General features: G+C 65.1%; 31 protein-coding genes and 4 tRNA genes. 22 read left to right on the top strand and 13 right to left on the bottom strand.

Annotation, left to right across the window (positions count from 1 at the left end; all coding sequences use genetic code 11):
* Nucleotides 1-20: 20 nt before the first annotated feature.
* The 3 genes from ABIC32_RS13510 to ABIC32_RS13500 form a co-directional block, all read right to left on the bottom strand.
* Nucleotides 21-881, bottom strand: coding sequence for an AAA family ATPase (locus tag ABIC32_RS13510; protein WP_017505219.1), 861 nt, complete (start codon nucleotides 879-881; stop codon nucleotides 21-23).
* A gap of 63 nt (nucleotides 882-944) precedes the next feature.
* The gene (locus tag ABIC32_RS13505; RefSeq protein ID WP_161640129.1) at nucleotides 945-1,139 is read right to left on the bottom strand and encodes a hypothetical protein; all 195 of its coding nucleotides are present in this window, start codon (nucleotides 1,137-1,139) and stop codon (nucleotides 945-947) included.
* A gap of 12 nt (nucleotides 1,140-1,151) precedes the next feature.
* Nucleotides 1,152-1,595 carry a hypothetical protein gene (locus ABIC32_RS13500; RefSeq protein ID WP_307510937.1) on the bottom strand — a complete coding sequence of 148 codons (444 nt, stop codon included), beginning with the start codon at nucleotides 1,593-1,595 and terminating at the stop codon, nucleotides 1,152-1,154.
* 156 nt (nucleotides 1,596-1,751) lie between these two features.
* Between ABIC32_RS13500 and flbT the strand changes: the two genes are divergently transcribed.
* Both flbT and flaF read left to right on the top strand, forming a co-directional pair.
* On the top strand, nucleotides 1,752-2,174 hold the full coding sequence (flbT, locus tag ABIC32_RS13495; protein WP_045811316.1) for a flagellar biosynthesis repressor FlbT: 423 nt from the start codon (nucleotides 1,752-1,754) through the stop codon (nucleotides 2,172-2,174).
* Nucleotides 2,134-2,499 (top strand): flagellar biosynthesis regulator FlaF, encoded by a 366-nt coding sequence (gene flaF, locus ABIC32_RS13490; RefSeq protein ID WP_354074512.1) that lies wholly within the window; start codon nucleotides 2,134-2,136, stop codon nucleotides 2,497-2,499. Before flbT ends, flaF begins: the two co-directional genes overlap by 41 nt.
* A gap of 251 nt (nucleotides 2,500-2,750) precedes the next feature.
* Here flaF and ABIC32_RS13485 read toward each other — a convergent pair whose 3' ends face one another.
* The 7 genes from ABIC32_RS13485 to ABIC32_RS13455 form a co-directional block, all read right to left on the bottom strand.
* Nucleotides 2,751-3,515: an exopolysaccharide biosynthesis protein gene (locus ABIC32_RS13485; RefSeq protein ID WP_354074511.1), complete on the bottom strand. Its 765-nt coding sequence runs from the start codon at nucleotides 3,513-3,515 to the stop codon at nucleotides 2,751-2,753.
* A gap of 99 nt (nucleotides 3,516-3,614) precedes the next feature.
* Nucleotides 3,615-3,800: a DUF3008 family protein gene (locus ABIC32_RS13480; protein ID WP_039247297.1), complete on the bottom strand. Its 186-nt coding sequence runs from the start codon at nucleotides 3,798-3,800 to the stop codon at nucleotides 3,615-3,617.
* A gap of 30 nt (nucleotides 3,801-3,830) precedes the next feature.
* Nucleotides 3,831-5,000, bottom strand: a complete 1,170-nt coding sequence (locus ABIC32_RS13475; protein ID WP_354074510.1) for an isovaleryl-CoA dehydrogenase — start codon at nucleotides 4,998-5,000, stop codon at nucleotides 3,831-3,833.
* A gap of 43 nt (nucleotides 5,001-5,043) precedes the next feature.
* Nucleotides 5,044-6,189 (bottom strand): glycoside hydrolase family protein, encoded by a 1,146-nt coding sequence (locus tag ABIC32_RS13470; RefSeq protein WP_354074509.1) that lies wholly within the window; start codon nucleotides 6,187-6,189, stop codon nucleotides 5,044-5,046.
* 78 nt (nucleotides 6,190-6,267) lie between these two features.
* A complete protein-coding gene (mgtE, locus tag ABIC32_RS13465) occupies nucleotides 6,268-7,686 on the bottom strand; it encodes a magnesium transporter (RefSeq protein ID WP_354074508.1) in 1,419 nt (472 codons plus the stop codon).
* A 65-nt stretch (nucleotides 7,687-7,751) separates the two neighbouring features.
* Nucleotides 7,752-7,836 (bottom strand) — tRNA-Leu (locus ABIC32_RS13460).
* 86 nt (nucleotides 7,837-7,922) lie between these two features.
* Entirely contained in the window at nucleotides 7,923-8,174 is a 252-nt protein-coding gene (locus ABIC32_RS13455) for a FliM/FliN family flagellar motor switch protein (protein WP_017505209.1), read from the bottom strand.
* A 65-nt stretch (nucleotides 8,175-8,239) separates the two neighbouring features.
* Between ABIC32_RS13455 and lipB the strand changes: the two genes are divergently transcribed.
* The 4 genes from lipB (at nucleotide 8,240) to ABIC32_RS13435 (ending at nucleotide 11,775) form a co-directional block, all read left to right on the top strand.
* Nucleotides 8,240-8,956 carry a lipoyl(octanoyl) transferase LipB gene (lipB, locus tag ABIC32_RS13450; protein ID WP_112861764.1) on the top strand — a complete coding sequence of 239 codons (717 nt, stop codon included), beginning with the start codon at nucleotides 8,240-8,242 and terminating at the stop codon, nucleotides 8,954-8,956.
* A 127-nt stretch (nucleotides 8,957-9,083) separates the two neighbouring features.
* Nucleotides 9,084-10,568: a hypothetical protein gene (locus ABIC32_RS13445; protein WP_295209553.1), complete on the top strand. Its 1,485-nt coding sequence runs from the start codon at nucleotides 9,084-9,086 to the stop codon at nucleotides 10,566-10,568.
* A gap of 76 nt (nucleotides 10,569-10,644) precedes the next feature.
* The gene (gene msrB, locus ABIC32_RS13440) at nucleotides 10,645-11,139 is read left to right on the top strand and encodes a peptide-methionine (R)-S-oxide reductase MsrB (RefSeq protein WP_354074507.1); all 495 of its coding nucleotides are present in this window, start codon (nucleotides 10,645-10,647) and stop codon (nucleotides 11,137-11,139) included.
* A 48-nt stretch (nucleotides 11,140-11,187) separates the two neighbouring features.
* A complete protein-coding gene (locus tag ABIC32_RS13435) occupies nucleotides 11,188-11,775 on the top strand; it encodes a hypothetical protein (protein WP_354074506.1) in 588 nt (195 codons plus the stop codon).
* Between the two features lie 67 nt (nucleotides 11,776-11,842).
* Here the strand turns inward: ABIC32_RS13435 and ABIC32_RS13430 are convergent.
* Nucleotides 11,843-11,917 (bottom strand) — tRNA-Thr (locus ABIC32_RS13430).
* A gap of 110 nt (nucleotides 11,918-12,027) precedes the next feature.
* On the opposite strand from ABIC32_RS13430, the gene ABIC32_RS13425 reads away from it, so the two are divergent.
* The 14 genes from ABIC32_RS13425 (at nucleotide 12,028) to ABIC32_RS13360 (ending at nucleotide 20,677) form a co-directional block, all read left to right on the top strand.
* Nucleotides 12,028-12,225 (top strand): hypothetical protein, encoded by a 198-nt coding sequence (locus ABIC32_RS13425; RefSeq protein WP_017505204.1) that lies wholly within the window; start codon nucleotides 12,028-12,030, stop codon nucleotides 12,223-12,225.
* A gap of 103 nt (nucleotides 12,226-12,328) precedes the next feature.
* On the top strand, nucleotides 12,329-13,618 hold the full coding sequence (gene murA / locus ABIC32_RS13420) for a UDP-N-acetylglucosamine 1-carboxyvinyltransferase (protein WP_354074505.1): 1,290 nt from the start codon (nucleotides 12,329-12,331) through the stop codon (nucleotides 13,616-13,618).
* Entirely contained in the window at nucleotides 13,608-14,093 is a 486-nt protein-coding gene (locus ABIC32_RS13415; RefSeq protein WP_066551770.1) for a DUF2948 family protein, read from the top strand. The genes murA and ABIC32_RS13415 overlap by 11 nt, the downstream gene beginning before the upstream one ends.
* Nucleotides 14,090-14,557 carry a UPF0262 family protein gene (locus ABIC32_RS13410; RefSeq protein WP_354074504.1) on the top strand — a complete coding sequence of 156 codons (468 nt, stop codon included), beginning with the start codon at nucleotides 14,090-14,092 and terminating at the stop codon, nucleotides 14,555-14,557. Before ABIC32_RS13415 ends, ABIC32_RS13410 begins: the two co-directional genes overlap by 4 nt.
* Before the next feature lie 103 nt (nucleotides 14,558-14,660).
* Nucleotides 14,661-14,879 (top strand): translation initiation factor IF-1, encoded by a 219-nt coding sequence (infA, locus tag ABIC32_RS13405; protein WP_008261544.1) that lies wholly within the window; start codon nucleotides 14,661-14,663, stop codon nucleotides 14,877-14,879.
* Nucleotides 14,880-15,461 (top strand): Maf family protein, encoded by a 582-nt coding sequence (locus ABIC32_RS13400; protein ID WP_354074503.1) that lies wholly within the window; start codon nucleotides 14,880-14,882, stop codon nucleotides 15,459-15,461.
* Entirely contained in the window at nucleotides 15,458-16,492 is a 1,035-nt protein-coding gene (locus ABIC32_RS13395; protein WP_354074502.1) for a ribonuclease E/G, read from the top strand. The genes ABIC32_RS13400 and ABIC32_RS13395 overlap by 4 nt, the downstream gene beginning before the upstream one ends.
* Nucleotides 16,493-16,495: 3 nt before the next feature.
* A complete protein-coding gene (locus ABIC32_RS13390; protein ID WP_354074501.1) occupies nucleotides 16,496-16,696 on the top strand; it encodes a DNA gyrase inhibitor YacG in 201 nt (66 codons plus the stop codon).
* Nucleotides 16,697-16,723: 27 nt separating this feature from the next.
* Nucleotides 16,724-16,799: transfer RNA gene (locus tag ABIC32_RS13385), tRNA-Phe, on the top strand.
* Between the two features lie 533 nt (nucleotides 16,800-17,332).
* The gene (locus tag ABIC32_RS13380) at nucleotides 17,333-18,214 is read left to right on the top strand and encodes a MotA/TolQ/ExbB proton channel family protein (protein WP_017505197.1); all 882 of its coding nucleotides are present in this window, start codon (nucleotides 17,333-17,335) and stop codon (nucleotides 18,212-18,214) included.
* A gap of 5 nt (nucleotides 18,215-18,219) precedes the next feature.
* Complete coding sequence (locus ABIC32_RS13375; RefSeq protein WP_017505196.1) at nucleotides 18,220-18,654, top strand: ExbD/TolR family protein; 435 nt, start codon at nucleotides 18,220-18,222, stop codon at nucleotides 18,652-18,654.
* Nucleotides 18,655-18,725: 71 nt separating this feature from the next.
* A complete protein-coding gene (locus tag ABIC32_RS13370; RefSeq protein ID WP_354074500.1) occupies nucleotides 18,726-19,382 on the top strand; it encodes an energy transducer TonB in 657 nt (218 codons plus the stop codon).
* Between the two features lie 123 nt (nucleotides 19,383-19,505).
* A tRNA-His gene (locus ABIC32_RS13365) sits at nucleotides 19,506-19,582 on the top strand.
* Nucleotides 19,583-19,690: 108 nt separating this feature from the next.
* A complete protein-coding gene (locus ABIC32_RS13360; protein ID WP_199059293.1) occupies nucleotides 19,691-20,677 on the top strand; it encodes an aldo/keto reductase in 987 nt (328 codons plus the stop codon).
* A gap of 74 nt (nucleotides 20,678-20,751) precedes the next feature.
* Here the strand turns inward: ABIC32_RS13360 and ABIC32_RS13355 are convergent, their stop codons facing one another.
* Both ABIC32_RS13355 and ligA read right to left on the bottom strand, forming a co-directional pair.
* A complete protein-coding gene (locus ABIC32_RS13355; protein ID WP_039247316.1) occupies nucleotides 20,752-21,174 on the bottom strand; it encodes a DUF2147 domain-containing protein in 423 nt (140 codons plus the stop codon).
* Nucleotides 21,175-21,296: 122 nt separating this feature from the next.
* Complete coding sequence (gene ligA, locus ABIC32_RS13350; protein WP_354074499.1) at nucleotides 21,297-23,630, bottom strand: NAD-dependent DNA ligase LigA; 2,334 nt, start codon at nucleotides 23,628-23,630, stop codon at nucleotides 21,297-21,299.
* Between the two features lie 120 nt (nucleotides 23,631-23,750).
* Here ligA and ABIC32_RS13345 point away from each other — a divergent pair, with 120 nt between their 5' ends.
* Nucleotides 23,751-24,704, top strand: a complete 954-nt coding sequence (locus ABIC32_RS13345) for a M28 family peptidase (protein WP_354074498.1) — start codon at nucleotides 23,751-23,753, stop codon at nucleotides 24,702-24,704.
* Nucleotides 24,701-25,198 (top strand): hypothetical protein, encoded by a 498-nt coding sequence (locus ABIC32_RS13340; protein WP_354074497.1) that lies wholly within the window; start codon nucleotides 24,701-24,703, stop codon nucleotides 25,196-25,198. Before ABIC32_RS13345 ends, ABIC32_RS13340 begins: the two co-directional genes overlap by 4 nt.
* The last annotated feature ends 47 nt before the right edge of the window (nucleotides 25,199-25,245 follow it).

The raw sequence follows: 25,245 nt of genomic DNA, 5'->3' as shown, positions 1-25,245 counted from the left end.
AAATCGCGGTAATCACCGGGTCAGCCGCCGGGGCGCGAGCCTTCGCGGCGGTTCAGGAACGCCAGACGTTCGAACAGATGCACGTCCTGTTCGTTCTTCAGCAGCGCACCGTGCAGCGGCGGGATCAGCTTGTTCGGCGTTTTCTCGCGCAGGGTCTCGGCATCGATATCCTCGACCAGCAGCAGCTTCAGCCAATCCAGAAGCTCCGAGGTGGACGGCTTCTTCTTCAGGCCCGGCGTGTCGCGGATTTCGTAGAAGGTCTTCAACGCCTCGGACACCAGGCGCGGTTTGATGCCGGGGAAGTGCACGTCGACGATGGCCGACAGGGTCTCGGCGTCGGGGAAGCGAATGAAGTGGAAGAAACAGCGCCGCAGGAAGGCGTCGGGCAGCTCTTTTTCATTGTTGGAGGTGATGATGACGATAGGACGAACTTCGGCGCGGATCGTCTCGTCCGTTTCCTGGACGTAGAACTCCATCCGATCCAGTTCCTGAAGCAAGTCGTTCGGGAACTCAATGTCGGCCTTGTCGATCTCGTCGATCAGCAGGACGGGGCGGGCAGGCGCGGTGAAGGCCTCCCAGAGCTTGCCTTTTTTCAGATAGTTTCTGACGTCATGGACGCGTTCCTCGCCCAACTGGCTGTCGCGCAGTCGGCTGACGGCGTCATATTCATAAAGTCCGTTATGGGCCTTGGTCGTGGATTTGACGTGCCAGGTGATTAGCGGCGCGTCGAAGGCCTTGGCGATCTCATAGGCCAAGACCGTCTTGCCTGTGCCGGGCTCGCCCTTGATCAGCAGGGGACGCTCTAACGCGACCGCAGCATTCACCGCGACCTTGAGGTCGCTCGTCGCGATATAACGGTCCGTGCCTTCGAAACGGCTCATAGAAAAACCCACTCCGTGTTTCCACGAAGTGGGTTAGCGGATCGTCCGCGTCGTGAACAGCGATCAGGTGATGCGCTTGGCCGAGACCGGATCGCTGGCGGGGAAGGTTTCTTCCAGACCCTCATCGACTAAGGCCTCCTGGCGGCTTTCGGACTTTTCGATCTTGTCGAGTTGGTCCGGCACGCCGTCCTGCGAGGGCGTGCGCTTGGCGTGCGGGGCGTCGGTCGATGCGTCGTGACGGGCTTTGTCGTCGGTCATGTCATTGTCTCCTTATCGCGCCGGAGCGTCTTGATCGCCGTCCGGGCCGTATCCCAGGTCCGTGATGTCGTCATCCGATAGCCGTTTAGCTTCCCAGTGGGCGGTGCTGGCCTGTGCGCCGCGTTCGTTTTCCATCAGGCCGGAATAGACGAGCTCGATTTCATCCGGCGCTGACGCCGGCCCGCCTTCGGCGTCGATCTGATCGCGGTTTTCGCCATCGACGCCCAATAGGGCATCGGCTTCGCGTTCGATGCCGTCGAGAGCTAGTTGGTCGTCGAGATCGACCTCGGCGTCCTCGTCGAACTCCTCTTCGTCGGCGTCGCCATCGGCCTGGGTCACGTCCAGCACCTGATCGGCCTCATCCAGCAGGAATTCGCCGTCGCCCTCGTCGTCCAGATGGGTTTCGTCGAACGTCTCAGACTGTTCCTGATCGTCCTGATAGTCGTTGTCCGGCATGGTCGTCTCCTCTTCGACAAGCCAACGCAACGGCGACGATACGCGTTCCAGCGGATCGATCTCACAAGGGATGGTTAACTGATGCCGGGGTAGGGTCTGATTCACTCGGAGCTGTCGTGCGCGACCGGCTCGATCACGACTGGAGTACGGTCCTCAATGGCCTTGAAGCTGTCGCTGAAACCCGGCGAGAAGTTCGTTCTGAATGGCGCCGTGGTCCAGAACGGCGATCGTCGCGGCGTGCTGATCCTTCAAAATCGCGCCAGCGTCCTGCGCGAGAAGGACATCATGCAGGCCGAGGACGTCACCACGCCCGCACGCCGCATCTATTTCCCGATCATGATGATGTATCTGGACGAGAGTTCGGCGTCGAAGTTCTTCGACGAACTCGCTCTGCGGATCACCGAATTCATGGGCGCGACGCAGAATCCGGACATCCTGGCCGAATGCGTCTCGGCCTCGCGTCATGTGCTGGCGCGCGAATACTACAAGGCCCTGATGTCGGCGCGTAAGATTGTCGAGTATGAAGAGAGAGTGCTGAATGTCGCTTCAGGCCTACACAGCGGCGACAGCGAGGGCTGAGAGCCCGCGCGACCTGGAGTACCGTCTGTTCGGTCAGGTCACGCGCGCTCTGGTTTACGCCTCGACCGTCGACGAGTCCGACATCGCCACACGTATCGACGCGCTGGACTGGAATCGGCGCCTCTGGTCGACGCTGGCCGGCGAGTGCAGCGATGCAGGCAACGCTCTGGGCGCTCCGATGCGTGCGCAGATCATTTCCCTGAGCCTGTTCATCAATCGCCATTCCTCGGCGATCATGCGGGGCGAAGAGAGCTTTCAGGACCTGATCGATATCAATCGCATGATCATGCAGGGCCTGTCCGGCGGGGCGTCGCCGACGCAGTAAACCGGCACGCGTTCACGAAAGCGCGAAGCCCATTGGCGCAAGGCGTTGAGCCGTCTTATGTTTCATCTCCCTGTTCAACAGTCGAAAGGAGGTGATCCAGTGTCTCATTGTCATCAATCGCGAGCGGCGACCGCGACCCTGGCCCTCGGAGAGGGTCTGGTCTGAGCCTTTCAGACTGAGTTGCGGCCGGACCGTTCGCGGTCAGGCAATGAAGGGTCGTCGGGGAAACCCGGCGGCCCTTTTTGTCGCCATCAGTGCAGCAGTTTGGCGAACCAGCCGGTCACGTGCTGGGCCACCTCGACCACCGTCGCCCAAATCAGGAACAGATAGAGGGCGCTGGCTGCGGTGGCGACGACGCCGAGCAGGATGGCGATCCCGTCGCGCTGCATCATGCCCAGGGCGAACAGAACCAGGGCGATGCCGGGCAAGGCGTCTCCGAACGGAATGGGCAAGGCCATGATCAGGGCCAGCACGACGCAGACCAGGCCGGTGAAGGTGTCGGCGACATCGCCGGTGAGCAGCGGCAGGCGCGGGCGGGTCAAGCGTTCGACGGCGCGGACCATTTTCAGGACGCTCAGTCCGTTCGGGCGTCTGCGAACGGCGCGCCTCACGCCGTCGGAAAAGATGTAGCGGTGCCCGGCGATCCTTATCCTTGCCGGCAGCACCCAGCGACGTAGCCAGGCCGGGGCTGCGAACGGCGTGGCGATCAAGGACGTGTAGGCGGCGCGGGACACCGAGGCCTTCAACATCCAGCGCGGCAGCCACACACTCTGTCTCTGGAAGGCCAGTTCCAAGGACATCAGGATGATCGGTACGGCGAAGACCGCCTTGCCGCCGGGCGGCCAGGGCAGGAGCGCCAGCAGCGACAGGATCAGGATCATAGCCCCGAAGCCGCGCTCGCCGAACGACGCGACTAATTCGGCCATGGTCAGCTTGGGTTCGGGGGCGTGGCCGAGGTCTTCAAGAACGTCGGAGAACCGCCGCAGGTCGTCGTTCGGAGGCGGTTGGGCGGGCATCAGGCGGGGCGCTCGGCTGGAGATTGCGCCCATCTAGGCGGTCGGCGCGCGGATCGCCACTTACAGAACGGACAGGCGATCAGATAAATCGACTGTGTCTCAGTCCTGCACGTGCTCGGGTTTGCCCTTGCGCTTGGTTTCGGCAAGGTCTTCCAGCTGCTTTTCCGTCATGGACTCGACCATGGACTTGGACGCGCCCTTCAGCTTTGACTTCGGCGTGTCCCCGCGCTTGGCCGACAGGGCGGCGCCGGCGGCCTTTTGCTGAGCGGCGGATTTGGCGGGCATGGTCTGTCTCCCTTTTGCGGAGACAAGCCGTCAGCCGCCCAGCAGTTCCCGTCCGATCAGGAAGCGGCGAATCTCGTTGGTGCCGGCACCAATGTCATACAGTTTGGCGTCGCGGACCAGTCGTTCAACCGGCCATTCCTTGGTGTAGCCGGCGCCGCCCAAGGCCTGAACGGCCTCCATCGTGACCTTCACCGCATTTTCGGACGCCAGCAGGATCGCACCCGCCGCGTCGTAGCGCGTTGTCAGGCCGGCGTCGCAGGCACGGGCGACCGAATAGACATAGGCGCGGGCGCTGTTCAGGGCGACATACATGTCGGCGATCTTGCCCTGCATCAGCTGGAACGAGCCGATCGGCTTTCCGAACTGTTTGCGGTCGCGGACGTAGGGCAGGACCACGTCCAGCGCGGCCTGCATGATGCCGAGCGGGCCAGCGGCCAGAACGGCGCGCTCATAGTCCAGGCCGCTCATCAGCACGCCGGCACCGCCGCCCAACGGACCCATGATGTTGTCTTCCGGCACTTCGCAATCTTCGAAAACCAGTTCGGCGGTGTCCGAGCCGCGCATGCCCATCTTGTCCAGCTTCTTGCTGACGCTGAAACCCTTCATGCCCTTTTCGATCAGGAAGGCGGTGCAACCCTTTGATCCGGCGTCCGGATCGGTCTTGGCATAGACGACGAGGGTGTCGGCGTGGGGTGCGTTGGTGATCCAGAACTTGGTGCCGTTCAGGACGTAGCGATCGCCCCTCTTTTCAGCGCGGGTGCGCATCGACATGACGTCGGAGCCAGATCCGGCCTCGGACATGGCCAGCGAGCCGACATGCTCGCCGCTGATCAGCTTGGGCAGGTATTTCTGCTTCTGCTTGGCCGTGCCCCAGCGCCGGATCTGATTGACGCACAGGTTGGAGTGGGCGCCGTAGCTCAGGCCGATCGAGGCCGAGGCGCGCGACATTTCCTCCATCGCGACGACATGTTCGAGATAGCCTAGGCCAAGGCCGCCGAACTCTTCCTCGACGGTGATTCCGTGCAAGCCCAGTTCGCCCATCTCGGGCCAGAGCTCGCGTTTGAATTCGTTCTTTTCGTCGATCTCGGCGGCCAGCGGGGCCAGGCGATCGGCGGCCCAGCGGGCGGTGGTGTCGCGGATGGCGTCGGCGTTATCGCCAAGGCCGAATTCCATGGATTGGGGCGCGAAGGGAATGCTCATGCGCTAGGGCGTAGCATCGCGCACGGCCTTTCGCCAAGCGCTGTCAGACGCGGTCAGCCCGTCCCCAGCGCCGATAGCAGTTGTAGCCCGACACCCCCAGGCAGGCGGCGGCGACCAGGATCAGGACCCAGGCGACCGTGGCGGTGTCGCTGCTGTTCGATATCGACGCGCGGCGAAAGGCGGCCATGGCGACGCCGAGGCACAGGGCGCCTAGGCCGCCCATGATGACGAAGGTCAAGGTTTCCCCCAGGCCCGAACGCCGCTGGGCCCGAGCGCGGGCCACGACCTCGCGCGTGCTCAGCACGTCTTCGCTGGCTGCCGCATCACCCTCGATGGCCGGTGCGGCGGCGCTGTCGCCGGACGTGGCTTCGGCCAGTCCCGGCGCGGTCAGCACCACGCTGGTCTTTTGCGCATTGGCGAAGCCCGACGGCGTCTCAGGCTGTTTGGCCTCAACCGGCGCGTGGATGTCGTTGGCCGCGATGATCGGCGCAGCGACGGACACGGTCTCCGATTGCCCGGTCAGCGGCACGACGTCCGGGACCGGGCCGACAGCCGTCGCGGCATAAACGGCGTGCGGCTGAGTCGCCGTAGTCGCTTGAGCCAGCGCCACGTCGTCCTGAGCCGGGAAGGGGGCGACGGCTTCATCCAGGGCGCCTTCGACGGCGGGCAGGGCCGGCTCGTCCGTCTCGAAAGGAGACGGCAGGGGCGCTGCGAGAAGATCCGCCAGGGTGACCGGCGCGCCGGGTGCGGCGTTGAAAAGCGCGTGTTCAGCCGAACGACGGCGGGTTGGGGTCTCGGCTGCGGCTTCATCGGCCCAGGCGCTCATGGAGGCGGACGCCTGACGAGCAGATCCTGCATTCAACTGCTTGACCACGTCGGAGGCGGCGAACCTGTCTGCGCCGATGGAAAAGGCGAAACTGGCCAGGGCGTCGAACTGATGCTGGTTGAGGGGAACGCGGACGTGATCGGTCACGGCCTTCACGACCGGGATCAGGTCGTACTGCATCAACAGTTCGGCCTCGGCCTCGGACACTCTCGCGCCCTCGCGGGCCGACCGGGTGTGGCCGTAGCCGATGACCCAGCGACCGTCGCTGCGCTGCATGGCCCGAGGCCGGAAGCCTTCGAAACTCTTGATCAGCAGGACGCCCTCGCGGGACACCTTGCTGGGTTTGGGGAGGACGTCAGACACAGTTGACCCAATTGGAAACAGGCGCGCGGCGCTCGCACCGCTCCCAGCAAGGGCCGCGCCGGATCGTCCGCGTCGTGCCTAGAGCAGCACCAGTGTGGCCAGACCAAGGAAGATCAAGAAGCCGAAGAAGTCGGTGGTCGCCGTGACGAACACGGCCGAGGACACGGCCGGGTCGAACTTCAGCTTGGACAGGGTCAGGGGCGTCAGGACCCCGATCGAAGCGGCGACCAGCAGGTTCAGGATCATGGCCGCGCCGATCACCAGGCCGATCTTCCAGTCTTCGTCCCGGAACCAGAAGCCGGCCGCGATGCCGATCAGGGGGGCCAGGATCAGGCCGTTGGCCAGGCCGACCATCATCTCGCGCCAGAAGGTGCGCGGGGCGTTCGAACTGTTCAGCTCGCGCGTCGCCAGGGCGCGTACGGTCACGGTCAGGGCCTGGGTGCCGGCGTTGCCGCCGATGGCCGAGACGATCGGCATCAGGACGGCGAGGGCGACGATCTGCTGGATGGTGGCTTCGAACAGGCCGATGACGCTGGCGCCCAGCGCCGCCGTCGCCAGATTTATCGCCAGCCATGGCACGCGACCGCGCACGATCTCGGGGATGGACGAACCGCGGTCCTCGTCGGCGACACCGGCCAGACGCAGGATGTCCTCGCGGTTCTCTTCCTGAATGATGTTGACGATGTCATCGACGGTGATCTGGCCGACCAGCCGACCGGCCGCGTCCACGACCGGCGCCGAGATCAGGTGGTATTTCTCGAAGATGTAGGCGACTTCTTCCTGATCCTGATCGACGGCGATCTCGTTGATCGGCTCCATCAGATCGGTCAGGGCGACGGTGCGCGCGGCGCGCAGCAGGCCGCTGATCGGCACGCCGCCGACCGGACGGTTCAGCGGATCGACCACATAGATGTCGAAGAAAAGCTCGGGCAGGTCGTCGCCCTGTTTGCGGATGTGGTCGATGGTGTCGCCCACGCTCCAGAACTGGGGCGCGGCCATCACCTCGCGCTGCATCAGGCGGCCGGCGGATTCTTCCGCATAGCCCAGGCTGCTTTCGATGGCGGCGCGATCGACCTCGGGCATGGCGGCCAGAACGCGTTCGCGCTGGTCGTCTTCCAGGTCTTCGACGACGGCGGCGGCGTCGTCGGAATCCAGTTCCTGCAACGCCTCGGCCAGGGTGCCGTGCGGGACCCGCTCCAGCACCTCCTCGCGGATATTGTCGTCCAGCTCGGGCAGGGTTTCTGCCAGAAGCTCCGGCGGCAACCACAGCACGACGACGGCGCGGTGTTCCGCCGTCAGAAAGCCCATCAGGTCAGCGACGTCGGCCGGGTGCAGGTCTTCCAGCAGCGAGCGCAGCCGCATGCCGTCGCCGTCGTCGGCGGCGTCCACGACTTTCTCGACGAACTGGGGGGTGAGGACATAGTCCTCGTCCAGGGCGGCGTGGTCTTCGTTATCGAGCGTCTCGTCTGGAGCAAAGGCGGTGTCCGTGGTGCTCACGTGGTCGCCTCCCTTGGTAGAATGTCCAGCCGTACTTAGCCGATGAATCGCCCTGTTTAGCCAGATGGTGCGGTCGAGAAGACTCGAACTTCCACGGGTTGCCCCACAGCGACCTCAACGCTGCGCGTCTACCAATTCCGCCACGACCGCTCGCATCGGAGCGGCGGCGAATAGACGAAGCCGTTGGAAAAGGAAAGGGCGAAATGAACGACGCAAAGACGTCGCGGATCAAAGCCTCAGGCCGACCCGGCCATGAAGTCGTACACGTCCGCCTGGCGGGTGACGGTGATGGCGATGCGGTCGTCTCGGATCTCGATTTCGCCGCGCGCGACCGGATAGTTGTTGGCCAGGATCCAGACCTCGTCGCCCTCTGCAGCGTCCAGGGGAATCACTGCGCCGCGACCCATGCGCAGCAGTTGCGACATCGGCAGCACCGAGCGACCCAGCACGACTGAGATTTCGACATCGACGGCGTTGATCTGGGTCACGTAAAGCTCTCTTCACTGGAGGGCCGTCTCTTGCAGAAACGCCCTGGCGACCACATTGAAGCGTCATGCTTGCTGAGCCGTTAAGCCCGTCCCTTCAGAAACTGCGTCTCGACGATGGCCGACCGGTGGAATGGGCCGTGTCGAAAGGCTACGTCGATTATGCGGCCGCAGAGGCCTTCATGGAGGCGCGCGTCGCGGCCATTGCGGCGGGCGAGGCGAATGAGATGGTCTGGTTGCTGGAGCATCCGCCGCTCTACACCGCCGGCGTCTCGGCCAAGGACGACGACCTTCTGGATGCCGGCCGGTTTCCGGTGCATCGCACAGGGCGGGGCGGGCAGTTCACCTATCACGGCCCGGGACAGCGCGTGGCCTATGTGATGCTGGACCTGAATCGGCGCGGCAAGGACGTCCGGTGTTTCGTGCGCGGGCTTGAGCTGTGGCTGATCGGCGCCCTGGATACGTTCGGCGTAAAGGCCGACATCCGGCCCGGTCGCGTGGGCGTGTGGGTCGAGCGCAAAGGGGCGGGCTGGTCGCGTGAGGACAAGATCGCCGCCATCGGCGTCAAGGTCCGCAAATGGGTCAGCTTCCACGGCATCAGCCTGAACGTAGAGCCGGATCTGGATCATTTCGGCGGCATCGTCCCCTGCGGCATTCAGGAACACGGCGTCACCAGCCTGGTCGATCTCGGCGTTCTGGCGACGATGGACGAGGCGGACGAGGCCTTGAGGCGCAGCTTCGATCGGATCTTCGGCGCAGCGGTCGAGGCGCCGGCGCCGCTTTGATGCGCGCCGCATCGCCGCAGCCCATGTGACAATCGGGCGAAATCCCGCGCGGCGGGGTTGGCAAGCGCCGGACGCATGGGGTTTAACCTTTCCCACGAGCTTGAAATCAAAGGCCGCAGGAAACCCCATGAACCGAATGATCGCCGCCGCTTCGGCCGCCGTTCTGTCGCTGACCGTCGCCGCCGGCGCCGCTGTCGCACAGGATTTTCGCGCTCTGGCGCAGCAAGACCTTCAGGCCGCGCATGACGCCTTGGCCGCCAACCATCCCGCCGCCGTCATTCCCGGTGCGCCCAGCGAAGCGTTTCGCAGCTGGATCGATGCCGGCCTGACGGATGCGCAAGGCAAGGTTGGACGCGTGAACAGCGGCGACAGCCACGCCTATCTGATGCGCTACTACGCCAACGGCTTCCGCGATTCGAACATCGCGATTCGCCCGACCTATGAAGGCCTCGGTCCCTTCTTCGCGACCAGCTGGCCGGGCGTGACCACGGCGTGGCGCAACGGCGAATATGTCGTCTCCTATGTGAAGCCCGGCGTTCGCAACGTGCCGCCGCTCGGGGCGACCCTGGTCAAGTGCGGCGACAAGACCGCCGCCCAGTTGGCCGAAGAGCGGCTGGATCGCTGGGAAGGCGACCTGACGACGGAAGCCGGACGTGTCCGCACCGCCCCCTATCTGCTGTGGAACCGCAACAATCCCTTCACCGGCGGCGTCCCGTCGCTGTGCACCTTCAAGGTCGGCCGTCGTGATCGCGACTTCCAGATGCAGCCCCAGCCGGCCGACGCCGCCAGCCTGGAAGCCGCCTATCGCGCCACCGTTTACACGCCGGGCGCCAATCCGTTGTCGGTCGAGACAGTCGACGGCCGTCCGTGGATCAACGTTCACACCCTGGCTGACGACGCCGGATGGGACGCCTTCTACGCCGCTGTCGAAGCCCAACTGCCCGCCATTCGCGGCGCGCAGGGGCTGGTCATCGATCTGCGCGGGGCGAACGGCGCTTCGCTGAATGCGACTGGCAAGGGCTATGGCCTGGCCAACCGCATCTGGACGCCCGAGTTCACCGTCAGCCGTCAGCCTGAAGCCGGCTCGATCACCTACCGCGCCACGCCCGCAAACCGTCAGTGGTTCGCCGACACCCTGGCGCGCATGCAGGCCGACCCGCGATTCGTCGCCGAGTCCGGCCCGGTGATTGAACAGACCCAGGCCATCGTCGCCGCCTTCGATTCGGCCCTGGCGGCCAATCAGCCGACCTTCACAATGCCCGGTCGCCCGTCGGTGGCCGACACGGGCGCGGCAAACCCCGTGGCGGGTCCTGTCGTGGTCCTGGTCGACGGCGGCTGCACCAGCGGGTGCCTGGATACGCTGGATCTGTTGACGCGCCTGCCGAACGTGCGCCTGGCCGGATCGGTGACGGCGGAGGATTCGATCTTCATCGAGCCGACCGTTCTGCGCCTGCCGTCGAACTATGCCGAGCTGACCTATGGGCATAAGGCCTGGACCACGCGTCAGCGCGGCAACGATGCGCCCTTCACCCCGGCGCAGGGCCTTGCCTATACCGGATCGGCGACGGACGAAGCGGCCGTGCGCGCCTGGGTGGGCACGCTGTTCCAATAAGTAGGAAACGGTCGGTCGAATGAACGAGGGGCGGGCAGGGGTGGAACCCTTGGCCCGCCCTTCTTATTTGCAGTCCATGACCGATCTGGCCCAAACCTCCGAAACCCTCCGTTCGCCGTCGGGCTATGACCTGACCCCGCCGAACCCGGAAGAACGCGCCCGGCTCGAAGCCGACCTGAACCCAGAGGAAAAGCGCGTCCTGCTGTCCCATGGCACGGAGGCGCCCTTCTGCGGCACTCTGCTGGGCGAGAAGCGGGCAGGCGTCTTCTGCTGCCGCGAATGCGGCCTGCCGTTGTTCAAGAGCGGAACCAAGTTCGAAAGCGGCACCGGCTGGCCCAGCTTCACCCAGCCGGTCGATGAAGCGCACGTCCACGCGATCCGCGACACCAGCTACGGCATGATCCGGATAGAGACGCAATGCGCCCGCTGCGGCAGCCATCAGGGTCACGTCTTCCCCGACGGCCCGCCGCCGACCGGAAACCGCTATTGCATCAACTCGGTCGCGCTCAGTTTCGTAGCCGAGGGTGAGCCTCTGCCGGACCCCCTCAACCGCGGCGACGGCATCGCCTGACCTTGGCCTCAATCGCTGTGCTAGGATGATGCCGAACGGAGGTGGCCTATGCTGATCGCAAGTCTCTTGGCGGGTGTGGCGCTGGCGGCGTCGGACGGTGATCCGGACGGCGTGGTCACGACGGCGCCGACAAACGCGCCCACACTGGCTCAGGCGCTGACGGCGGCGCCGGAGGCGTCGCTGACCGCGCCGACGGCGCAGGACGCCGCCCCGCACGGCATGACCACCGAACAGCAGATCCAGAACTGGATCAGCGCGCGCACGCCGGGCGCAACCTTCGACGAAGGTGCAGAGCCGGGCGCCCCGGCCGAGCGCAAGATGCATGGCATGGTCGAGGCCGGAATCGGCACCGGGGGCTATCGCAGCTATGGCGCGGCCGTGTCCCTGCCGGTCGGCGAGAACGGTCGCCTGGACCTCGCCTACCGCGAAGGCCGCAACGAACCCTGGGGATACGGCTACGGCGGCTATGGTCTGCGCGGACCGGGCTTCTACTCGCCCTATGGCGGCGGCTGGCGCGGTCGAGGCTATGGGGCCGACACCACGACCAAGTCGATGTCGATGGGGTTCAGCTGGAGCAAAGACGGCGATGCGGATGACCGCGATCCCTATCGCCGCGGCCTTTACGGCTACGACTGAAGACTTTTCCGTCCGATCTGGAAAATCAAAAAGGCCCGGCGAAAGCCGGGCCTTTTCAAGTCTCAGATGGTGCCGCCGGGGGGAATCGAACCCACGACCTCAGCCTTACCAAGGATGCGCTCTACCACTGAGCTACGGCGGCCCCGACTGAGGAAGCGGCCGTATAGCCAAACCCTTCCGGGGAGGGAAGCGGCTTTTTGACGATCTGAAAGAAAGTTTGGACATGGCCCGTGATCACGGCATCATCGCGCCATGACTCGCACGCCGCATGACGCCGATACGCCCTCCGCCGCCGCACAGGCGACGCCGATTGTCGAATCGGGTCCTGATTTCGAGAAAGCGCGGGCTAAGGCGGAAAAGGCCATGCGGCTGGCCTCGGCGCTCCGGGCCAATCTTCGGCGGCGCAAGGCGCCGGCGCGCACGCCGGCCGCGCCGCGCGACAGCAACTGAAAGTCATCGGCTCGCGATCACGCAGCCCTTTGGCAAGCGCCCGCCGGCTTGCTAGAGAACCTTCCCCCCCGAGGCGTTGGCCTCGGGCGCGCTTAAGGACGTCATGGACAGCATCGCCATTCAGGGCGGCGCCCAGCTTTTCGGGGACATTCCCGTCAGCGGCGCCAAGAACTCCGCCATCAAGCTGATGGCCGCCTCGATCCTGACGGATCAGCCCTTGCTGCTGACCAATATGCCGCGCCTGGCCGACACCCGGTTCCTGGGTCAGTTGCTGCGCCAGTTCGGCATCGAAGTGACCGAGCGGGACGGCGCGGACGGGCAGGAAAGCCTGTTTCATGCCAAGGAGCTGACCTCGACCTTCGCCCCCTATGATCTGGTGCGCCAGATGCGGGCCTCGTTCAACGTGCTGGGTCCTTTGCTGGCGCGCACCGGCGAGGCCAAGGTCTCCCTGCCGGGCGGCTGCACCATCGGCGCGCGTCCGGTCGATCTGCACCTGCAGGCGCTGACGGCGCTGGGCGCCGAGATCGAGCTGGACGAAGGCTATGTCACCGCCCGCGCGCCCAGGGGCCTGAAGGGCGCCGAGATCGAGTTCCCCTTCGTTTCGGTCGGCGCCACCGAACACGCGCTTCTGGCCGCCGTGCTGGCTGAGGGTACGACCGTCCTGCGTCGTGCGGCGCGCGAACCCGAGATCGGCGATCTGGCCCACTGTCTGACGGCCATGGGCGCCAGGATCGAGGGAATCGACACCGACGTCCTGACCATCACCGGCGTCTCGTCGCTGAACGGGACGACTTGGTCGGTGATTCCCGACCGAATCGAAATGGGCTCCTACGCCGTCGCCGCCGCCATGGCGGGCGGCGAGGTGCGCCTGACCAAGACGCGGGCCGAATTGATTGGTTCGCTGACCGACAAGATGGTCGAGGCAGGCGTCGAGGTCTCGCCGACCGCCGACGGCGTGCTTATCAAGCGCGACCCGAAGCAGCGACTGAAGGCCGTGGACGTCGAGACGGCCATCTATCCGGGCTTCGCCACCGATCTTCAGGCCCAGTTCATGGCGCTGATGACGACGGCGGAGGGCGTAAGCACGGTTCGCGAGACGATCTTCGAAAACCGCTTCATGCATGTGCCGGAGTTGGCGCGACTGGGCGCCGACATTTCGGTTCATGCCGGAGAGGCGCACGTCACCGGCGTCGAAGTTCTGCACGGCGCCCAGGTGATGGCCACGGATCTTCGGGCCTCGATGTGCCTGGTCATCGCGGGCCTCGTCGCGGAGGGCGAAACGACGGTCGGACGCGTCTATCATCTGGATCGCGGTTTTGAGCGTTTGGAAGAAAAGCTCGGCGCATGCGGAGCCGACATCCGCCGCATAAAGGGAACAGGTGATGAGCACTGAGATCGACGGCGTCATCCCCGAAGCCAAGGCGCCGGTCGAACCGCTGCGTCTGCTGGCCGAGGACGCCGACGATCTTCAGATCATCTCCGCCGCGCTTCAGGACGCGATCCTGCGCCCCGTCGACATCGTCTGGGAAAAGGCCGCCCGGACCCTGACCATCGCCTTCAGCCGCTTCTGCTGGGAGTGCGGCGGGACGCGGGTGATGTGCGCCATGCAGTTCGGCGACGTTCTGGCGGTCAAGAGCCGTCGCCTGTCACGCAGCCCCGACGCCTCGCTCGAACTGCTCGCGCTCGACTTCATTCCGACTGAAGATTTGAGCGGACGCGTCATCCTGATGTTCGCCGGCGGCGGCGATTTGCGAATCGACGTCGAATGCCTGGACGCCGTGGTCACGGATATTTCCGACCGCTGGCCCGCGCGCATTGCGCCGACCCATCTGGACACGCCCGAACTGGACGAAGGGACTGCGGCATGAGCGCCGATCACAAGCTGGCCTCGGTCGAACTGGACGCCGCGACCCTGCCGGCGGCGACGGCCGAGATCGAGCACGAGCGTCGGGTCGCCATCTTTGATCTGGTCGAGAAGAACAGCTTCGAGCCCGTCGGCGCCGAGGGCGGACCCTACAGGCTGAAGCTGTCGCTTCAGGACAATCGTCTGGTGTTCGACATCGACGGCGACAACTTCACGCGCACCTACGCCATCAGCCTGACGCCGCTGAAGGGCGTGATCAAATACTATTTGATGATCTGCGACAGCTACTATGAGGCTCTGCGCGGATCCTCGGCCAGCCAGATCGAATCGGTCGACATGGGCCGGCGCGGCCTTCACAACGAAGGGGCCGAGCAGCTGAAGACGCGGTTGGACGGCAAGATCGTGGTCGATCACGAGACGTCGCGGCGCCTGTTTACATTGCTCTGCGCCCTCTACCGTCGCGGCTGACCTCGACTATCTCTGTGTTTTCGGGCATTAGGCCCGTCCATTCCGCCCCTCGCGCCCGCCCGGCGTGGGGTCGAACGCATATTCAACGGGCGTGAGAGGCCGCATGGCTAAGGAAGAACTGCTCGAGTTTCCCGGCACCGTCAGCGAACTGCTGCCGAACGCCACCTTCCGCGTGACGCTCGAGAACGACCACGAGATCATCGCCCACACCGCCGGCAAGATGCGCAAGAACCGCATCCGCGTTTTGGCCGGCGACAAGGTGCTGGTCGAAATGACCCCCTACGACCTGACCAAGGGTCGCATCACCTATCGCTTCAAGTAAGTGGCTGCGGGTCGCCCCGAACTGGTGCTGGCTTCGGCCAGCCCGCGCCGCATCGAATTGCTGGCGCAGGTCGGGATCACGCCCGACCATATCGATCCCGCCGACATCGACGAAACGCCTCTGAAGGGCGAGACCCCGCCGCGTCTGGCCGAACGGCTCGCCACCTCGAAGGCCCTGGTCGTCGCAGAACGCCGTCCCGACGCGGTGGTCATCGCCGCCGATACGGTGGTCGCCGTGGGGCGTCGTTTTCTGGAGAAGGCGGCGGACGAGGCCGAGGCGACACGCTTTCTGAAACTGCTGTCCGGCCGCAATCACCGCGTCTTCACCGGCGTCGCCGTCTGGCGCGACGGAAAACTATCGTCACGCGTCAACGAAACCCGCGTGACCTTCAAACCCTTGTCGGACCACGAGATCGCATCCTACGTCACCACGGGCGACTGGCGCGGCAAGGCCGGCGGCTATGGCATCCAGGGCCCGGCGGCCGCCTTCATCCAGCGCATCGTCGGCAGCCATCCGTCCGTGATGGGCCTGCCCGTCTATGAGGCCGTCCAGCTTCTGCACGGCGTCGGCTGGCGTTCATGAGCGGCGCAGTCGAGGTCTTCCTCGACGAGACGCCTGGCGAGACGCGTGGCGCGATCATGCGCGACGGCCACTACACTCATCTTCTGATCCATCGTGAGGATGATGCGGCGCAGACCCGGCTCGGCGCCCGCTCGGTGGGGCGTGTGATCGAGATGAACCCTGGCTTGCGCGGCGCCTTCGTCGATATCGCCGCACCGGCCGCCGCCTTTCTGCCTTTCCCGAGAAACGACCGTCTTACCCAAGGCCAGCGGCTGGAAGTCGTCGTCACCACCGAACCTCGTGCCGGGAAAGGGGCGGTGGTTCGCCTTCTGGGACCGGGGGAGGGGACGCCCCGCCTGATTCAGCCCGCACCTAGCATCGCCGAACAGTTGCGCGATCTCGCGCCCGGCGCGGAATCAATCACTGGCATCGCGGCCATCGACGCCGTGATCGAGGCGGAGGAAGAGGCTCTGGCTCAATCGATCGGTTTCGCCTCGCATGGAATCGATCTCGCCGTAGAGCGCACCCGCGCCCTGGTGGCTGTGGACATCGACTTCGCGGCGACGCCCGGTCGTGATCCGAACCAGGCAAGGGCGGCTGCGAATCGCGAGGGGTTGAAGCAGGCGGCGCGGCTGATCGGCCTGCGGAACTGGGGTGGTTTAGTCGTCATCGACCTAGTCGGGGACGGTCAGGACGCCGAGGCGCAGTCCAAGGTCGCACGGGCCACGTTCAGCCAAGAACCCCAGGCCGTCTTCGGACCCATCAGTCGATTCGGCCTGTTGCAGATGTCGCTTCCCTGGCGTCGCACGCCGATCGAGGAGATTCTGCTCGACGCCGGCGGACGCCCCTCGGTCCAGACGCGGGCCATATCTGTCGTACGCGCTTTGCGGCGACAGCTTCTGGCCGATACCTTATCGCCACGCATCACCGCGCGTTGCGCGCCCGAAGAAGCCCTGATCGCTCATCTGCTGGCGTCCTATCTGGGACCGCGAGTGGTGATCCAGGCCGATGCCGCGATCCCGCCGGGACGCGGACGAATAGAAGAGGGTTGAGCCGTGGCTTCCTGTCCCATCTGCCGCAAGGCCGACGCCGATCCCAAGTACAAGCCCTTCTGCTCACGCCGCTGTTCCGACGTCGATCTTCAGCGCTGGTTCACTGGCGCCTATGCCATTCCGGTCGCCTTGGACGAGGGTGCGGAAGATGATGACGAAAAGGACGGATTGGGCGCTGGACAGGCGGAAAAGCCTCCCCTATAGACCCGCCTCTCGCGACGCCGCGTCGGCGCCTGGATAGCTCAGCTGGTAGAGCAGCGGATTGAAAATCCGCGTGTCGGTGGTTCGAACCCGCCTCCAGGCACCATCTTTTCCCACACCGTGAAAATCGATTGTTTTGAGCGCATGATCCTGCGCTGCGGCCTTTGCGCCGCCCTTGGGTTTAAGCCGGCTTGCAGCGATCAGCCCTACAATTCGCCATATCGGGAAATGATCGCGCTCAGGATGGCCGTTTTGAACAAACTTGCTTCATCTGACGCCAGATCATCATCAAAATGTCGCGCCGCTGCACTCTAATGCGCCGGTTGGTGGAACTTTTCTCCATGTCTCTCGACGGGTTAAAAGCCCCTCTTGTCCCTTGACGCTCCGGTAAGGGTTCGTCAAAGGGTTGAGGCGCCTTCGCAAGAAGACGTTAATGCGGATCGCCGGAGACGTGTCTCCGAAGGTTCGACCAGCGGAGACGAGGCGGGCGACCGGTTCGATCTCCACCGAAGATTTCAGCGGGCTCTGATCCTCGAAAGGACGGGCGCGTTGAAGGAAACATTTCAGGTTGGGGGGCGGTCGCTGACTATGGCCGCACCTTTGGTTCCACGAGTCAGACCAAGCAGGAACTGGCGAATTATGCTGAACAGCAAAAAGACGAATATCCTTCTCGCCATGGCCGGCGCCGCCGCGCTGATGGCGAGCTCGCCGGTCCTGGCCCAGGCCCCGGCCGAGCCCACCCCGGCCGCCTCGACTGCGGCTCCCGCAGCCGCCGCTCCCGCTGCCGGCGAAGCTGATCCCGCAACGGTGAACGACGCCGTCGGCGGCGGTCACGGCGACATCACCCCGATCTCCATGTTCATGGAAGCCACGGTCGTCGTTAAGGTCGTGATGGCCGGCCTGCTGCTGGCCTCGATCCTGTCGTGGACCCTGCTGCTCATCAAGCTGTTCGAGTTCGGCGCTCTGAACCGTAAGACCGACAACTTCCTCGAGAACTTCCGCGGCGCCCGCACCATCGCTGACATGCGCGCTGTCTCGACTCAGGAAGAGTTCGACGGCAACCCGCTGGCCGACATGGCCGCCGCCGCCACCGAGGAAATCGAACTGTCGCGTCAATCCGGTCTGTCGGTCACCGGCGATCACCTCGACTCGGCCATGGCCCGCGCTCAGTCGGCTGTCGCCGCCGTGCAATCCGGTCTGGCCCTGCGCCTGTCGGGCGGCCAGCAGTTCCTGGCGTCGGTCGGCTCGATCGGTCCGTTCGTCGGTCTGTTCGGCACCGTTTACGGCATCATGAACTCCTTCATCGGTATCGCCCAGTCGAACACGACCAACCTGGCCGTCGTGGCTCCGGGTATCGCTGAGGCTCTGCTGGCCACCGGTATCGGTCTGTTCGCCGCTATCCCGGCCGTTGTGTTCTACAACTACTTCAACACCCGCATCGCTGCTTACGGCACGCGCGCCGACGGCTTCGCCGCTGAGCTGCTGAACGGCATCTCGCGTCAGCTCGACAAGGGGGCGTAAGACGGATGGCCGCCAAGATTAAATCGGGCGGCGCTGGCAACCTGCCTCAGGCCAACAGTGATATCAACGTTACGCCTTTCGTCGATATCATGCTGGTTCTGCTCATCATCTTCATGGTGGCGGCTCCGCTAGCCTCCGTGTCGGTGCCTGTTGAGTTGCCAATCGCCGTCGCCAAGGCGGCCCCGAACCCGCCCAAGCCGGTCTATATTTCGATCCAGAATGACGGCGACGTCTATGTGGGCGATTTCCGGACCGACGTCGGAGCCCTGGGTGAAGATCTGAAAAAACAGATCGGATCCCGGAACCCGGCCGATGAGCGGATCTTCATTCGGGGCGACCAGAACACCCGTTACGGCGACTTTATGCAGGTCATGAATGCGCTGCAGGATAACGGCTTCTATAGCGTTGCGCTGGTCGGCGAAGACCAGGCGACGAGTTAGGATGCGGAGATAGTATGACAGACGTCGAATATCATCGCAGTCGCTACGACGTACCCAAGAAGAAGGGCTTCATGGGGGTGTCCTACCCCGTGCTGATCGTCTGCCTGATGGTGGTCAGCATCTTGTTTGCGTTGCTGATCTTCTTTGTTCAGCAGTCCAAGTTCAAGCTGAAGGAGTTCAACTACGTCGATGAGTCCGTCGAGGTCGAGTTGGTCGAGCCGGTTCCGCCGCCTCCGCCGCCTCCGCCCCCGCCGCCTCCGCCGACGGATACGCCTCCGCCGCCGAAGCTTCAGGTGCGTGTGCCGGCTCCGGTCCCGAACATCGTCCCCCCTCCGCCGGTCAACATCACGCCGACGAAGAAGGAAGATCGGGTTGAATACACGGGTCCGCCCGTCAATATTCCTGGACCTCCGCCTCCGCCCGCTCCCCCGGCTCCGGCTCGTCCTTCGACGATCACGAACGTGTCGTGGTCGCGGCAGCCCCGCCCGGAATTCCCCGCTCGCGCTCAAGAGCGTGGGATCGAGGAGGGAACGGTCGTATTGCTCTGCTCGGTTCAGGCCAATGGATCGGCGACGAACTGCAGCGTCGTTTCCGAAACGCCTTCGGGTGCCGGGTTCGGTCGCGAGGCGCTTTCGTCCATGCGTTCCGCGCGCTTTGCGCCGGGCACGGTGGATGGTGTCGCTCAAGGTGGACAAGCGCGTTTCACGGTTCGCTTCCGCCTTCAGTAGGACCAATCTTCGACTAGACAGAACGCCCCGGCATCCGCCGGGGCGTTTTTGTTTGTCTGTTCCAAACTCTTCGCTTGATTGGCCTGTAAGGCCTCGGTAGAGAACGCGCCTCGCGATGAGCGGGCCGCCTTAGCTCAGTTGGTTAGAGCGCCGGTTTGTGGAACCGGAGGTCCTCAGTTCAAGCCTGAGAGGCGGTACCATCGCAAAGCGCGGCCGGTCTTGCAGCCCGCCGTCGCCGCGACCATCTCCTGATCATCGGTCGCCATATCTGTTGCAGGCCGATCCCCACATCGACAGGAGAAGGCCCTATGAAGACGCGCAGGCTGGGTGTGAACGGCCCCGAGGTTTCGGCCATTGGCTTGGGCTGCATGGGCATGAGCGCCTTCTACGGCGGCGCCGACGAGGCCCAGTCCATTTCCGTCATTCATCGCGCGCTCGATCTGGGCATCACCCTCTTCGACACTGCCGAGATGTACGGTCCTCACACCAACGAGGTGCTGGTCGGCAAGGCGCTGAAGGACCGGCGCGACCAAGCCTTCATCGCCACCAAATTCGGCATCAACTACAATGACGATCGCACCAAGCTGATGACCAACGGCAGCCCGGCCAATGTGCGGCGCGCCATCGAGGGCAGCCTGCAACGCTTGGGCGTCGATCACGTCGATCTCTATTATCTGCACCGCGTCGATCCGGACACGCCGATCGAGGACACGGTCGGGGCGATGGCGGAACTGGTGAAGGAGGGCAAGGTCCGCTTCCTGGGTCTGTCCGAGGCCGCGGCGGACACCCTGCGTAAGGCGCATGCGACCCATCCGATCACGGCGCTGCAGACGGAATATTCGCTGTGGAGCCGCGAGCCGGAGGACGAACTGTTTGCAGTCGTGCGCGAACTGGGCATCGGCTTCGTGCCCTACAGCCCGCTGGGCCGCGGCTTCCTGTCGGGCGACATCACCTCGATCGATGACCTGGACGCAGACGATTTCCGCCGCACCAATCCGCGCTTCATGGGCGAGAACTTCCAGAAGAACCTGGATCTGGTCGAGGCCGTGGAGGCCATTGCGTCGGATAAGGGCATAACCGCCGCTCAACTGGCCCTGGCCTGGGTGCTGGCGCAGGGCGAGGATCTGATCCCGATCCCCGGCACGCGCCGTATCGCCACTCTTGAGCAGAACGCGGCGGCCGTGGACATCGTTCTGACGCCTGAGGATCTCGCCCGGATCGAGGCCGTCTTCCCCAAGGGCGCAGCGACAGGGCATCGCTACGCCGAGGCGGCGCGGGCGGCGCTGAATCGCTGAGCTACAAGCCAAATTAAACAGGGCCCGATCGGATCGCTCCGACCGGGCCTTTCGTATGTGGGGCGTCCCTGATCCTACTGGATGCGGGTCCAGGTCTGGGTCTTGCAGAGCGGAGCCACGATGCAGCCGCGCAGACGCAGGCTGTTGTCGTTCGTCATGGTAATGGTGCCGCGATAGGTGCCGCCGTCGGCCGGGTTATAGACCGAGCCGTTGCGCCATTCCGTCGGACCACCGGTGAAGCCCGTCAGCATCGGCAGATTGCGCAGGGTGCGGTTCCGCAGCGAGGCGTCGCGATTGTTGGCGTCGCGCGCATTCGCGTCGCGGCGAATGTGGTCCGAGGTCACCAGCGTGCCGCACAGCGCCTGTCCGCAGCGCGCGATCCGCACCTGACCGCCATTGGTCGGCGTCTGCCACAGGCCGGTCGGGTCGCCTGCCAGGGCCGGAGAGGCGAGGGCGCCCGCCAGGGTCGCTGCGGCCAGCATGATCTTGATCTTCATAGTCGTTCCCTTTCGTCGGGTCGGTCGCACCGCCCGTTAAAGCGGACGTTGATCGCGGTTTCGGTTGAAAACAAGGCCAAAACCCCGGCGATCACCAACGAAAACCGACCCTTAGGTCAACTTCAGCCGCCGATCAGGGCCAGCCATTCGTCCTCAGTCAGCACCTGGACGCCATGTTTTTCCGCGTCCTTGAGCTTTGACCCCGCTCCAGGGCCGGCGACGAGATAGTCGGTCTTTTTCGACACCGAACCCGACACCTTCGCGCCCAGGCTTTCGGCGCGGGCCTTGGCCTCGTCGCGGGTGAAACGCTCCAAGGCGCCGGTGAAGACGACGGTCTTGCCCGCGACCGCCGTGTCGGACTTGGGGCGTTCGGCGTCGAGGATTTCGGTCAGTTCGGCTTCCAGAGCCTCCACGACCCTTAGATTGTGGGGCTCGTGGAAGAAGTGGGCCAGGGCCTCCGCCGCGACGGGGCCGACGCCGGTGACGCCGGCGATCTGGTTCAGGATTTCGGACGGGCCGTCCTCGCGCGCGACTCGGGCCAGTGCGACCAGGCCGGACCAGTCGTGAACCATCGTCGCCAGCGACCGGCGGGCCGGGGCGGCCATGCCGGGGAAGGCCTGGCTGATCTTCATGTCCAGAGTCGCCTCGGGCCAGGGATCGGCGGCGGGGGGCGCGGCCTCGGCCATAAGGGTCAGGACGCGGGGCGATATGGCGTGGGCGGCGGCCAGGGCGGTCCAGGCGTCGGACGGCACACCCGAAGCGGCCTGGAGGCAGGCGGCCTTCAGCGCGGGCCAGCTCTCGAAGGCGCGGGCCAGGACGATGGACGTCTGTTCGCCGATGTCGCGGATTCCCAGGCCGAACAGGAACCTGTCCAGCGAAATGACGCGGCGGGCGTCGATGCCGGCGACCAGATTGCGGATGCTCGTCTCGCCATAACCGTCGTCGCGTTCCAGCGCCTTCAACCGCGCCTCGTCGCGCGCCAGACGGAAGATGTCGGCCGGCTCCTTGATCCAGCCGCGCGCATTGAAGGCGATCAGCTGTTTCTCGCCCAGGCCCTCGATGTCAAAGGCGCGGCGGCCGACGAAATGCTTCAGCCGTTCGACGATCTGGGCGTCGCAGATCAGGCCACCGGTGCAGCGACGCTTGACCTCGTCGCCTTCGCGCACGGCTTCCGAGCCGCAGACGGGGCAGTGTTCAGGGAAGGCATAGGGGACGGCGTCGGCGGGACGTAACTCCGGGACCACGCCCAGGATCTGGGGGATGACATCGCCGGCGCGTTGCAGGCGGACGGTGTCGCCGATGCGGACATCCAGACGCTCGATCTCGTCTTCATTGTGCAGGGTGGCGTTGCGCACCACCACGCCGCCGACGGTGACGGGGTGCAGGCGGGCGACGGGGGTCAGGGAGCCGGTGCGGCCGACCTGGATGTCGATGCCCTCCAGCACCGTGGTCGCCTGTTGCGCCGGGAATTTGTGGGCGATGGCCCAGCGTGGGCTGCGGGCGACGAAGCCCAGGCGGCGTTGCCAGTCGATGCGGTCGACCTTGTAGACGACGCCGTCGATGTCATAGCCCAGGGTCGCGCGGTCGCGCTCCAGTTCGCGATAGACTTCGATCAGCCCCTCGGCGCCCTCGACCCGGCGCGAGCGGGCGTTGACGGGGAAGCCCCAGGCCTTGAGCTTTTGCAGGGCTTCCCACTGGGTCTCGGCGAAGTCGCTGGAATGTTCGCCCCAGGCGTAGGCGAAGAAGTTCAGCGGGCGTTTGGCGGTGATCCGGGCGTCCTTTTGGCGAAGGGAGCCGGCGGCGAAGTTGCGAGGGTTGGCGTAGGTCCGGCGGCCTTCCGCCTCGGCGGCGGCGTTGAAGGCGGCGAAGGCGTCGTTGGGCGCATAGACCTCGCCGCGGATCTCGATCCGGTCGGGCCAGCCGTCGCCGGCCAGGGTCTGCTGTACATCCGCGATGGTGTTCAGATTGGCGGTGACGTCCTCGCCCGCGCGGCCGTCGCCGCGCGTGGCGCCGATCGTCAGCTTGCCATCGACATAGAGGAGATTGGCGGACAGGCCGTCGATCTTGGGCTCGGCGACGAAGGCGATGGGTTCGTCGGCCGGCAGTTTCAGGAAACGGGCGATCCGGGCCACGAAGTCGCGCGCCTCGCCCTCGTCGAAGGCGTTGTCTAGCGACAGCATGGGCACGCCGTGGCGCACCTCGGCGAACTGGGTTGAGGCGGCGGCGCCGACCTTGTTCGACGGCGAGTCTGAACGGATCAAATCGGGAAAGGCGGTTTCTATCGCCAGGTTGCGCGCACGCAGGGCGTCGTATTCCGCGTCGGAAATCTGGGGCGTCGCCTCGTTGTACAGCGCGTCGTGACGGGCCATTTCGGCGGCCAGCCAGGCCAGGGCCTCGGCAGCCGCCTCGGCGGTAAGGTCGTCGACGGGGACTTCGAGAGGAATCGCGTTGGCCATGGTCGTCGTCATATCATCTGACGCGCCGCCCGTGCATCGCGCAAAGCCGATGATGACAGAACCGTAGGCTGACGCGCCGTCCGCTCTTCGCTAGGTTCGCGCGTCCCTATCGGAGCCTGTATGACTCGTTCGACCCTCTGCCTTTTCGTCGCCGGCGCCCTAATCGTCAGCGGTTGCGCCGCCGTTCCCGCGACGGCGCCGATTGCGCCGAGCGCCGTCGCGACCGGTACGAGCCAACTGCTGGAGGACGTGCGCATCCTGTCGGCCGACGACATGCAGGGCCGCGACACGGGCTCAGAAGGCGGCGAGCGGGCGCGCGCCTACATCGTCTCGCGGCTGGAGGCCATGGGCGTTCAAGCGCCGCCGTTCGGGCGTTTGCAGCGGTTTGAGACGCCGGGCCGCACGCGCGAGGGCGTGAAGACCTTCAGCGGCGTGAACATCGTCGGCCTGATCCCAGGAACCCGCGTCGCCGACCGCTATATTGTGGTGACGGCCCACTACGACCACGTCGGCATCAATGACGGCCAGATCTTCCACGGGGCCGACGACAACGCCTCGGGCGTGGCGACGATGCTGGAACTGGCGGCGCGGCTGAAGGCCCAACCGCCGGCGCACAGCGTGCTGATCGTCGCGCTGGACGGCGAGGAGCGGGGGCTGTTGGGCGCTCGCGAATTCGTCAAGGCGCCGCCGGTGCCTCTGTCGTCACTGAGCCTGAACCTGAACTTCGACATGACTGCGCGGGCGGAGACCGACGGCCATCTGTGGGTCACCGGGACCTATCAGCACCCCAATCTACGCCCCGTGCTGGAGGCCGTGGCGCCGTCTGGGGCCGTGTCCTTCGCCTTCGGCAAGGATACTCCTCAGGATACGGGCGAGAACAACTGGGTCGACGCCTCCGATCATGGCGCCTTCCATGAGGCGGGCGTGCCCTTCCTGTACATGGGCGTCGATTATCATCCCGATTATCATCGACCGAGCGACACCTTCGACCGGATCACGCCGTCGGTCTTCACCAGCGCGACCGAGATCGCCATCGCCGGGTTCCGTGCCTTGGACCAGGCGCTTGATCGATGAGATCCTCATGGGTTGTCGTCGCAGTCATTGCCCTGCTGAGCCTGGCCGCTTGCGAGCGGCGCGACGCTGCGACAGCGACGTCGACGCCGGAAGCGACGTTCCAGCAGCGTCTAAGCGGGGATATCTCGGGCGACTATCGCCCGACAGGTGAGGCATCCAGTCAGCCCGTGGCATCGCTGTTCATCGGACAGGATGAGGCCTTTGCTGCTTGGGAAGGCGGCTCCCGCGCTTCGCCGCCTCTGATCCTGTCGCTGACCGGGCCGCAGGGCGAGGTCAGGGTTCTGCCGGACGCCTATGTCGTCACCGACGATCGGATCCAAATGAGCGGGTCTGCGCCTGGCATGGGCCCGGTCGAGTTGTCTGCGAGGATTGACCAGGGCGCTTTGGCGACGGCGCGGCGCAATCTCGGCGATCAGACGCCTGTCGTTACCGGGACGATTTCGGTGAGCAGCCGTCGCACGCCATTCACGCTGAGTTGGTGGGGCGGCGACTAATCTGACCAATCTGTGCTGACGACGCGCCAAGATTGCCAACCACGCAA

The organism is Brevundimonas sp. 1080 (assembly GCF_040545985.1).
GTDB lineage: Bacteria > Pseudomonadota > Alphaproteobacteria > Caulobacterales > Caulobacteraceae > Brevundimonas.
This window is presented reverse-complemented; position numbering and strand designations above follow the sequence as displayed.

Coding starts and splice junctions, on each gene's coding strand:
- ABIC32_RS13505 (WP_161640129.1), bottom strand. CDS start 1,139: ATGACCGACGACAAAGCCCGTCACGACGCATCGACCGACGCCCCGCAC.
- ABIC32_RS13435 (WP_354074506.1), top strand. CDS start 11,188: ATGCTGATCGCAAGTCTCTTGGCGGGTGTGGCGCTGGCGGCGTCGGAC.
- ABIC32_RS13375 (WP_017505196.1), top strand. CDS start 18,220: ATGGCCGCCAAGATTAAATCGGGCGGCGCTGGCAACCTGCCTCAGGCC.
- ABIC32_RS13510 (WP_017505219.1), bottom strand. CDS start 881: ATGAGCCGTTTCGAAGGCACGGACCGTTATATCGCGACGAGCGACCTC.
- ABIC32_RS13475 (WP_354074510.1), bottom strand. CDS start 5,000: ATGAGCATTCCCTTCGCGCCCCAATCCATGGAATTCGGCCTTGGCGAT.
- ABIC32_RS13415 (WP_066551770.1), top strand. CDS start 13,608: ATGAGCACTGAGATCGACGGCGTCATCCCCGAAGCCAAGGCGCCGGTC.
- ABIC32_RS13410 (WP_354074504.1), top strand. CDS start 14,090: ATGAGCGCCGATCACAAGCTGGCCTCGGTCGAACTGGACGCCGCGACC.
- ABIC32_RS13480 (WP_039247297.1), bottom strand. CDS start 3,800: ATGCCCGCCAAATCCGCCGCTCAGCAAAAGGCCGCCGGCGCCGCCCTG.
- flbT (WP_045811316.1), top strand. CDS start 1,752: ATGGCCTTGAAGCTGTCGCTGAAACCCGGCGAGAAGTTCGTTCTGAAT.
- lipB (WP_112861764.1), top strand. CDS start 8,240: ATGCTTGCTGAGCCGTTAAGCCCGTCCCTTCAGAAACTGCGTCTCGAC.
- ligA (WP_354074499.1), bottom strand. CDS start 23,630: ATGGCCAACGCGATTCCTCTCGAAGTCCCCGTCGACGACCTTACCGCC.
- ABIC32_RS13370 (WP_354074500.1), top strand. CDS start 18,726: ATGGGGGTGTCCTACCCCGTGCTGATCGTCTGCCTGATGGTGGTCAGC.
- ABIC32_RS13355 (WP_039247316.1), bottom strand. CDS start 21,174: ATGAAGATCAAGATCATGCTGGCCGCAGCGACCCTGGCGGGCGCCCTC.
- msrB (WP_354074507.1), top strand. CDS start 10,645: ATGACCGATCTGGCCCAAACCTCCGAAACCCTCCGTTCGCCGTCGGGC.
- ABIC32_RS13340 (WP_354074497.1), top strand. CDS start 24,701: ATGAGATCCTCATGGGTTGTCGTCGCAGTCATTGCCCTGCTGAGCCTG.
- ABIC32_RS13380 (WP_017505197.1), top strand. CDS start 17,333: ATGCTGAACAGCAAAAAGACGAATATCCTTCTCGCCATGGCCGGCGCC.
- ABIC32_RS13345 (WP_354074498.1), top strand. CDS start 23,751: ATGACTCGTTCGACCCTCTGCCTTTTCGTCGCCGGCGCCCTAATCGTC.
- ABIC32_RS13425 (WP_017505204.1), top strand. CDS start 12,028: ATGACTCGCACGCCGCATGACGCCGATACGCCCTCCGCCGCCGCACAG.
- infA (WP_008261544.1), top strand. CDS start 14,661: ATGGCTAAGGAAGAACTGCTCGAGTTTCCCGGCACCGTCAGCGAACTG.
- ABIC32_RS13445 (WP_295209553.1), top strand. CDS start 9,084: ATGAACCGAATGATCGCCGCCGCTTCGGCCGCCGTTCTGTCGCTGACC.
- ABIC32_RS13485 (WP_354074511.1), bottom strand. CDS start 3,515: ATGCCCGCCCAACCGCCTCCGAACGACGACCTGCGGCGGTTCTCCGAC.
- ABIC32_RS13500 (WP_307510937.1), bottom strand. CDS start 1,595: ATGCCGGACAACGACTATCAGGACGATCAGGAACAGTCTGAGACGTTC.
- murA (WP_354074505.1), top strand. CDS start 12,329: ATGGACAGCATCGCCATTCAGGGCGGCGCCCAGCTTTTCGGGGACATT.
- ABIC32_RS13395 (WP_354074502.1), top strand. CDS start 15,458: ATGAGCGGCGCAGTCGAGGTCTTCCTCGACGAGACGCCTGGCGAGACG.
- flaF (WP_354074512.1), top strand. CDS start 2,134: ATGTCGCTTCAGGCCTACACAGCGGCGACAGCGAGGGCTGAGAGCCCG.
- ABIC32_RS13360 (WP_199059293.1), top strand. CDS start 19,691: ATGAAGACGCGCAGGCTGGGTGTGAACGGCCCCGAGGTTTCGGCCATT.